Origin of the sequence: Ramlibacter sp. (genome assembly GCF_013697775.1) — a bacterium.
Classification (GTDB): Bacteria; Pseudomonadota; Gammaproteobacteria; order Burkholderiales; family Burkholderiaceae_C; genus Ramlibacter.
Genome location: NZ_JACCWG010000170.1, coordinates 1 through 9,292 on the forward strand (window position 1 = coordinate 1; position 9,292 = coordinate 9,292).

Below are 9,292 nucleotides of genomic sequence, written 5' to 3' on the forward strand. Positions count from 1 at the left end.
GCGGCACGGTGTGGATGGTGCCGAACGTGCTGGCGCTGATGCAGGGCTCCAAAGCCGCATCGGCGCCGCTGACCCTGATCAACACGGTGCCCTCGGCCGCGGCGCAGCTGGAACGCAGCGGAGCGATTCCCGCGAGCGTGAAAGTGCTCAACGTGGCCGGCGAAGCGCTGCCGGCCAAACTGGTGCGAGACGTGTACGCGACCACGCAGGTCGAGCGCATGTACAACCTGTACGGCCCATCGGAAGACACGACGTACTCGACCTGGGCACTGATGGCCAGGGACATCGAAGGCGCGGTGCCGATCGGCCGGCCGATTGCCAATTCGCAGACCTACCTGCTGGACGACGCACTGAACCCTGTCCCTGCCGGCGTGGCGGGCGAGCTGTACATGGCGGGCGATGGGCTGGCGCGCGGCTACCTGCACCGCCCGGACCTGACGGCCGAACGCTTCCTGCCGGACCCCTACGGCCCGAGCGGCAGTCGCATGTACCGCACGGGCGACCTGGCGCGGCACCTGGGGGACGGCAGCATCGAGTACCTGGGCCGCGTGGACCACCAGGTGAAGATCCGGGGCTTCCGCATCGAGCTGGGAGAGATCGAAGCGGCATTGACGGCGCAGGGCGGCGTGCAGGGCGCGCTGGTGCTCGCAAGGGAAGACACACCGGGCGACAAGCGTCTCGCGGCCTACGTCGTCGCGAAGCCGGACCACACGCTGTCGATCACCGAGCTGCGCGCAACCGTCGCCAAGCGCCTGCCCGACTACATGGTGCCGGCGCACTTCGTCGTGCTCGACGCCTTCCCGCTCTCGCCCAACGGCAAGATCGACCGCAAGGCGCTGCCCACGCCGGAAGGCGGCACAGACGCCGCCGCCTACGTGCCGCCGCGCACGCCGACCGAGCAACTGCTCGCGGGCATCTGGTCGCAAGCGCTGCACGTGCCGCGTGTCGGCGCGCAGGACCGGTTCTTCGAACTGGGCGGCCATTCGCTGACTGCCACGCAGGTGGTCTCGCAGATCCGCGAGCGCATGGGCATCGAGCTGCCGCTGCGCACCGTGTTCGACGCGCCCGTGCTGGCCGACCTGGCCGCGCGCGCCGACGACCTGAAGGCCGAACAGGCCCATGCGGTGGCGCTGCCGCTGGCGCGCATGGCGCGTGGCGGGCCGATGCAGCCGTCCTTCGCCCAGCACCGCCTGTGGTTCCTGGACCGGTTCGCGCCCGGCAGCGCGCTGTACAACGTTCCCGTGGTGCTGCGCGTGGCGGGCACGCTGGACGCGGGCGCGCTGGAACGCGCGCTGAACCAGGTGGTGCAGCGCCACGAGGCGCTGCGCACCACCTTCGCCGAGCGCCAGGGCAACCCGGAGCAGGTGTTCGCGGACGTGGTGGACATCCGCATCGCGCAGGACGACTTGAGCGCAGTTCCTGCGCCGACGCGCGAGCATGAAGCCCGCGCCAGGGCCCAGGCCGAAGCCGCCGCCACGTTCGACCTCGCGCGCGGCCCGCTGCTGCGCGCGCGCCTGCTGAAGCTGTCGGCCGACGACCACCTGCTGGTGCTGACCTTGCACCACATCGTGGCCGACGGCTGGTCCCTGGGCGTGCTGCTGCGCGAGATGGCGGAGCTGTACGCGGCGCAGCTGGAGAACAGGCCGGCCACCTTGCCCGCGCTGCCGATCCAGTACGCCGACTACGCACACTGGCAGCGCCAGTGGCTGCAGGGCGAGGTGCAGGCCCGCCAGGTCGCGTACTGGCAGGAGACGCTGCACGGCCTGCCCGCGCGGCTGGAGTTGCCGACCGACCGGCCGCGCCCCGCGGTGCAGAGCCACCGCGGCGCCACGCTCACGACGACGCTGCCCGCCGGCACCGTCGCGGGCCTGCACAAGCTGGCGCAGCGCTCGGGCACGACCCTGTTCATGGCGCTGGCCGCCACGCTGGACGTTCTGCTGTGGCGCTACAGCGGCCAGGACGATTTCGCCATCGGCACGCCCATCGCCAACCGCACGCGCGCCGAAACCGAAGGGCTGATCGGCTTCTTCGTCAACACGCTGGTGCTGCGCAGCCGCATCGATGCGCGCGCCTCCTTCGCCGATCTGCTGGCGCAGGTGCGGCAGACGACGCTGGCGGCGTACGCCCACCAGGACATTCCGTTCGAGCAGCTGGTCGACGAGCTCAAGCCCGAGCGCCATACCAGCCACAGCCCACTGTTCCAGGTGATGCTGGCGCTGCAGAACGCGCCGCTGGGCGCGCTGACGCTGCCGGGCCTGAAGCTGCAGCCGCTGTCCAACGACAGCGCGAGCGCGAAGTTCGATCTGCTGGTGAACGCGGTGGAGCAGGGCGACGTGCTGGAGCTGGGCTTCGAGTACGCCGTGGACCTGTTCGAAGCGCAGACCATCGCGCGCATGGCGGCGCACTATGCGCAGCTGCTGGAAGCCGCCAGCGCGGACGAGAGCGCCTCGATCGGCGCACTGCCGATGCTCTCGCGCGAGGAAAGCCGGCGCATGCTGGTGGAGTGGAACGCGCCGCAGGTCAGTTATCCGCAGAACGGGACGATTGCACAACTGTTCGTGCAGCAGGTGCAAGAACGTGCGGATGCGGTTGCGGTGAGCTTCGAGGGCGAGAGTCTCAGCTACGCCGAGCTGAACGCGCAGGCCAACCGGCTCGCGCACCACCTGCGCGCACAGGGCGTGGGGCCCGACGTGCTGGTGGGCGTGCGCATGGAGCGCGGCCTGGAATTGATCGTCGCGCTGCTGGCGGTGCTGAAAGCAGGCGGCGCCTATCTGCCGATCGACCCCAGCTACCCCGAAGAGCGCGTCGCGGCCATGTTGGCGGACGCCAAGCCGCAGCTGGTGCTGAGCGATGACGTGCTGCGCGAACTGCAGCCGTCGCTGCAATCGCAGCCGGCCGCCGATCCTGCTTCGCTAGGCACGGCGGAGAACCTCGCCTACGTCATCTACACCTCCGGCTCTACCGGCGTGCCCAAGGGCGCGCAGCTCACGCACGCCAACGTCACGCGGCTGATGGCTTCCACGCAGGACCTGTTCCGCTTCGACAGTGCCGACGTGTGGACGCTGTTCCACAGCTATGCCTTTGACTTCTCCGTCTGGGAGATCTGGGGCGCACTGCTGCATGGCGGCAGGTTGGTGGTGGTGCCGCACCTGGTCACGCGCAGCCCCGAACAGTTCTTGGACTTGCTGGTGCAAGAGAAGGTGACGGTGCTGAACCAGACGCCGTCGGCCTTCCAGCAGCTGGTGCAAGCCGACCAAGGCGTGGACGCGAAGCTCGCGCTCAAGCACGTGATCTTCGGCGGCGAAGCGCTCAACCGCGCGACTCTCGCACCCTGGTTCGCCAAGCACGGCGACGGCACGCCGCGGCTGGTCAACATGTACGGCATCACGGAAACGACCGTGCACGTGACTTGGCATGTGCTGGACCGGGACAACGACAACGACACCGCGCCCGGCGCCATCGGCCGCCCGCTGGCCGATCTGGCCTGCTATGTGCTCGATGATTTCCTGAACCCGGTGCCCGTGGGCGTGGCCGGCGAGCTGTACGTCTCGGGTGCGGGCGTGGCGCGCGGCTACCTGCACCGTCCCGAGCTGACGGCAGAACGCTTCATCCCTGACCCGTTCGCCACCGAGCCCGGTGCTCGCATGTACAAATCGGGTGACCTGGCCCGCTACCTGCCAAACGGTACGCTGGATTACCTCGGCCGCGCAGATCACCAGGTGAAAATCCGGGGTTTCCGCATCGAACTGGGCGAGATCGAGGCAGCGCTGACCACACAACCGGGCGTGCGCGAAGCGCTGGTGCTCGCGAGAGATGACGCACCCGGCGACAAGCGGCTGGTCGCCTACGTGGTTGCCAACGACGCAGCCCTCGACGCAACCGCCCTGCGCAAGCCGCTGCTGGCACGCCTGCCCGACTACATGGTCCCCGCGCACTACGTGCTGCTGGACGCCTTGCCGCTCACCTCCAACGGCAAGATCGACCGCAAGGCGTTGCCGTCGCCCGAGATGGGCACGCAAGCCACCGCCGTGTACGTGGAACCGCGCACGCCGACCGAGCAACTGCTGGCCGGCATCTGGTCGCGCACGCTGCATGCGGAGCGCGTCGGCGCGCAGGACGATTTCTTCGCGCTGGGCGGGCACTCGCTGCTGGCCACGCAGGTGGTTTCGCAAATCCGCGACCACGCTGGCGTGGAGCTGCCGCTGCGGGTGCTGTTCGAGGCGCCGGTGCTGTCGGAACTCGCTGCCCGCATCGACGCGCAGAAAACCGAAGCCGCCGGCACGCCGGTCCTGCCGCTGGCGCGCATCGAACGCAACGGCGCGCTGCAGCTCTCGTTCGCGCAGCACCGCCTCTGGTTCCTGGACCAGTACGAGCCGGGCAGCCCGCTGTACAACATCCCGATCGTGCTGCGCCTGGCCGGCCGGCTCGACGCGGGGGCGATGCAGCGTGCCTTGACCGGCATCGTTCAGCGCCACGAAACGCTGCGCACGATTTTCGCCATGCAGGACGGCGAACCGCGGCAGGTGGTGGCGGATGCGCAAGCCATCGATCTCCCGCTGGACGACCTGGGCGCGCTGCCCGAGGAGGATCGCGAAAGCCAGGCGCAGGCCATGGCGCGCGACGAAGCGCTGGCCGCATTCGACCTCGCGCGTGGCCCGCTGCTGCGCGCGCGCCTGCTGAAGCTGTCGGCCGACGACCATCTGCTGGTGCTGACCTTGCACCACATCGTGGCCGACGGCTGGTCGCTGGGCGTGCTGCTGCGCGAAATGTCCGAGCTGTACGCCGCGCAGCTGGAGCAACGCCCGCCAGTGCTGCCCGAGCTGCCGATCCAGTACGCCGACTACGCCCACTGGCAGCGCCAATGGTTGCAGGGCGCAGAGCACGCGCGCCAGCTGGACTACTGGAAGCAGAACCTGTACGGCCTGCCGGCACGGCTGGAGTTGCCGACCGACAGGCCGCGCCCGGCGGTGCAGAGCCATCGCGGCGCGGTCATGGCGCTGACGCTGCCGGCAGGCGCGACGGCCGCCTTGCACAAGCTGGCGCAACGCACCGGCACGACGCTGTTCATGGCCCTGGCCGCGACGCTGGACGTGCTGCTGTGGCGCTACAGCGGCCAGGACGATTTCGCCATTGGCACGCCGATCGCCAACCGCACGCGCGCCGAGACCGAAGGGCTGATCGGCTTCTTCGTCAACACGCTGGTGCTGCGCAGCCGCATCGACGCGCGTGCGTCCTTTGCCGACCTGCTGGCGCAGGTTCGCCAGACGACGCTGGCCGCGTATGCGCACCAGGACATTCCATTCGAGCAGCTGGTCGACGAGCTGAAACCGGAGCGCCACACCAGCCACAGTCCGCTGTTCCAGGTGATGCTGGCGCTGCAGAACGCGCCGCTGGGCGCGCTGACGCTGCCTGGCCTGAAGCTGCAGCCGCTGCCCAACGACAGCGCGAGCGCGAAGTTCGATCTGCTGGTGAACGCGGTGGAGCAGGGCGACACGCTGGAGCTGGGCTTCGAGTACGCGGTGGACCTGTTCGATGCCCAAACCATTGCGCGCATGGCGGCGCACTTCGTGCGGCTGCTGGAAGCTGCTTGCGCGGACGAACACGCATCGATCGGCGCGCTGCCGATGCTGACCGGCGAAGAGCGGCAGCGCATCGTCGTGGACTGGAACGACACCGCCGTTGCGTTCCCGCAAGACGCCACCCTGTTGCGCCTGTTCGAGCGCACCGCCGAGACCCATGCGAGCGCCACGGCCCTGGTGTTCGAGGACGAACACCTCGACTACGCCGAGCTGAACGCCCGCATCAACCGGCTCGCACACTATCTGCAGGCGCAAGGTACGGGCCCGGACGGCATCGTCGCCATCTGCGCCGAGCGCTCCACCGACATGGTGGTGATGGTGCTGGCCGTGCTGAAGGCCGGCGCCGCTTACATGCCGCTCGACCCCGCGCTGCCGGTGCAACGCCTGGGCATGATGCTGGCGGACGCGAAGCCGGCGCTGGTGCTCGCGCTCGGCGCGACGCAATCGCGTGCACAGGAAGCCCTCGCGCATGCGGGTGGCCTGCCGCTGCCGGTGTATCCAGTGGACATGCGCAGTGACGAACTCGCCGCGTTCCCGTCCACCAACCCGGCCGCGCGCGCGCAGCCCGGCAACGTGGCCTACGTGCTCTACACCTCCGGCTCCACCGGCACGCCCAAGGGCGTGGCGATGACGGTCGGCGCGCTGCAGAACCTCGTCACGTGGCAGCTCGCGGACCAGGCCAGGCACGCGAAGGAGGGCGCCGCCCAGCGCCGGGTGCTGCAGTTCGCGTCGCTGAACTTCGACGCCTCGTTCCAGGAAATCCTGGCCACGCTGTGCGCCGGCGACACGCTGGTGCTGGTGGACGCGGCCCGCCGGCAGGACATGGCGGCGCTGCGCCGCTTCATCGCCGATGCAGGCATCGGCCGCATGTTCGTGCCCAACGCGGTGCTGCAGCAGCTGAGCGCCTTGCCAGCACCAGCCGGCGCGCGCGCGGGGCAGTCCTGCGAAATCATCACCGCCGGCGAACAGCTGGTGATGAGCGACGCGCTGGTCGCCTACGTGCGCGAGCTGGGCAACGCCGGTATCGCCAACCAGTACGGGCCGACCGAAACGCACGTGGTCACGCAGCAGCTGCTGCACGGCGACCCGGCCGCCTGGCCCGCCATGCCGCCGATCGGCAAGCCGATCGCCAATGCGCGCATCCACGTGCTGGATGCGCAGCTGCAGCCGGTGCCCGCCGGTGTCACGGGCGAGCTGTACATCGCCGGCGCTGGTCTGGCGCGCGGCTACCTGAACCGGCCCGCGCTCACCGCCGAACGCTTCATCCCCGATCCGTTCGGCATGGAACCCGGCGCGCGCATGTACCGCTCCGGCGACCTGGCCCGCTATCTGCCCGACGGCACCATCCAGTACACCGGCCGCGCCGACGACCAGGTCAAGCTGCGCGGTTTCCGCATCGAGCTGGGCGAGATCGAGGCGGCGTTCGCCGCCATGCCCGAAGTCGCCGACGTGGCGGTGCGGCTGCGCGAGGACCGGCCGGGCGACAAGCGCCTGGTGGCCTACGTGTCGGCACGCGACGGCATGCAGCTGCCCGGCACCGCCGCGCTGCGCGAGCGCCTGTCGGCCACGCTGCCCGAATACATGGTGCCCTCGGCCATCGTGGCGATGCAGGCCATGCCGCTGAACCCCAGCGGCAAGATCGACCGCCGCGCCTTGCCCGCGCCCGAGCTGCCTTCGGCCGGCACCGAGTACACGGCGCCGCGCAACGCGGTGGAAGAAGAGCTCGCCGCCATCTGGAGCGAGGTGCTGGGCGTGCCGCGCGTGGGCATCCACGACAGCTTCTTCGAGCTGGGCGGCCATTCCTTCCTGGCCACGCGGCTGATCGCCCGGGTGCACCAGCGGCTGCAGGCGGCGGTGCCGCTGGCGCAGCTGTTCTCGCGGCCCACCATTGCCGGCATGGCCGGCTGGATGCAGGGCGCGGGCACCAGCGCGTTCCACCGCGTTCCCATGCTGCCGGATGCGCCGTCCTACGCGCTGTCGCACGCGCAGTTGCGCCTGTGGCTGATCCAGCAGCTGCGCCCGGACAGCACGGCCTACCACCAGCCGGCCGAAATCGCACTGCCCGCGGGCGCCACCGTGCCCCAGGTGCGCGCGGCGCTGAACGCGCTGGCTGCGCGCCATCCGTCGCTGCGCACCGTGTTCGCGCCCGGCGGCGAGGCGCCGGTGCAGGTCATCCTGCCGTCGCTGGAATTTCCGCTGGAAGTTGCCGAAGCGGGCTCGCAAGCCGAACTCGACCAGCTCGCCGCCGCCCATGCCGCACGCCCGTTCGACCTGGAGCACGGGCCGCTGTGCCGCGCGGTGTTCGTGTCGCTGTGGGATGGCCGTTCGGTGCTGCTGTGGAACATGCACCACGTCATCGCCGACGGCTGGTCCATCGGCATCCTGCAGCGCGAGGCGACGGCCTTGCTCGAAGCCAGCGCGCTGCCGCCCGCGCCGCAGCTGCGCTACGTGGACTTCGCCGCCTGGCAGAGCGATTTGCTGCAAGGCGACGCCGACGGCAGCCGCGTTTTCTGGCATGCCGAACTGGCCGGCGAGCTGCCGCGGCTGGACCTGCCGTACGACACGCCCATCAGCGCGCACACGCACGACGCCGGCGCGGCCTACCGCTTCGCCGTGCCGGCCGAGGTGATGCAGCCGCTGCAGCGCTTCGCGCGCGGCGAGCAGGCCACGCTGTTCAACCTGCTGCTGGCGGCCATGCTGGTGTGGCTGCACCGCGCCACCGGGCAAAGCGACCTGATCGTCGGCGCACCGGTGTCGGGCCGCCCGCACGCCGACCTGGAGCCGGTGGTCGGCAACTTCTCCAATGCCGTCATGCTGCGCAACGCCGTGGATGCGCGCGAGCCGTTCGCGGCGCTGCTGCGCCGGGTGCGCGACCGCACGCTGCAGGCGCTGCGCCACCAGGCCTATCCGCTGGAGCTGCTGCTCAACGAGCTTGGCGTGGCGGCCGACGGCAGCCGCTTCCCGGTGTCGCCGGTGTTCCTGAACCTGCTGAATTTTGCTAAAGCGCCGCAGGCCGCGATGCCTGATGCGGTGGTTCAAGCCGCGCCGGCTGGCGCCCCACCGCACCGCGCGCTGGCGCAGGAAGTGAAGTTCGACCTGAACTTCTACATTGCCGAACAGCACGGCGGGCTGGAGATCGACTGCCACTACCGCACCGCCTGCTTCACCGCCGACACGGTGCAATACCTGTGCGGCGAGTTCGTGCGGGTGCTGTCGGAAGTGGCGGCGGACGCGCACAAACCGGTGGGAGCCATTGCGCTGTTCACGCTGCAAGAGCGCCGCGTGCAGCCGCTGGAGCTCGCGGCCGGTCGGCCGTTCGAGCCGTTCCGGGCAGAGCACATCGACCAGTCCATCGGCGCGCGCTTCGAAGCCGTTGCCGCGCGCCATGCCGAGCGCATCGCGGTGAGCGACGCCACGCGCGCACTGAGCTATGCCGCGCTCGATGCCGCCGCCAACGCGGTGGCGAATGAAGTGGACGAAGCGGCCGGCGCCGGTATCGGCGCAGGGTGTCGCGTCGCGCTGCTGTTCCAGCACGACGCGCAGATGGTGGTGGGCATGCTGGGCGCGCTGAAGTCCGGCCGCGCCTACGTGCCGCTGGACCCCAGCTACCCGGCCGCGCGCCTGCGTTTCATGCTGGAGGACGCGCAGGTCGGTTGCCTGCTCGCCGACGGCCGCACCCTGCCGCTGGCGCGCGAGCTCGCCGCGGCCATGCC

At 70.3% G+C, this 9,292-nt stretch carries 1 protein-coding gene; it reads left to right on the plus strand.

What is annotated here, in order from left to right; all coding sequences use genetic code 11:
• The coding region (locus H0U68_RS08460; protein WP_296354566.1) for a non-ribosomal peptide synthetase at positions 1-9,292 on the plus strand (9,292 nt) is incomplete at both ends.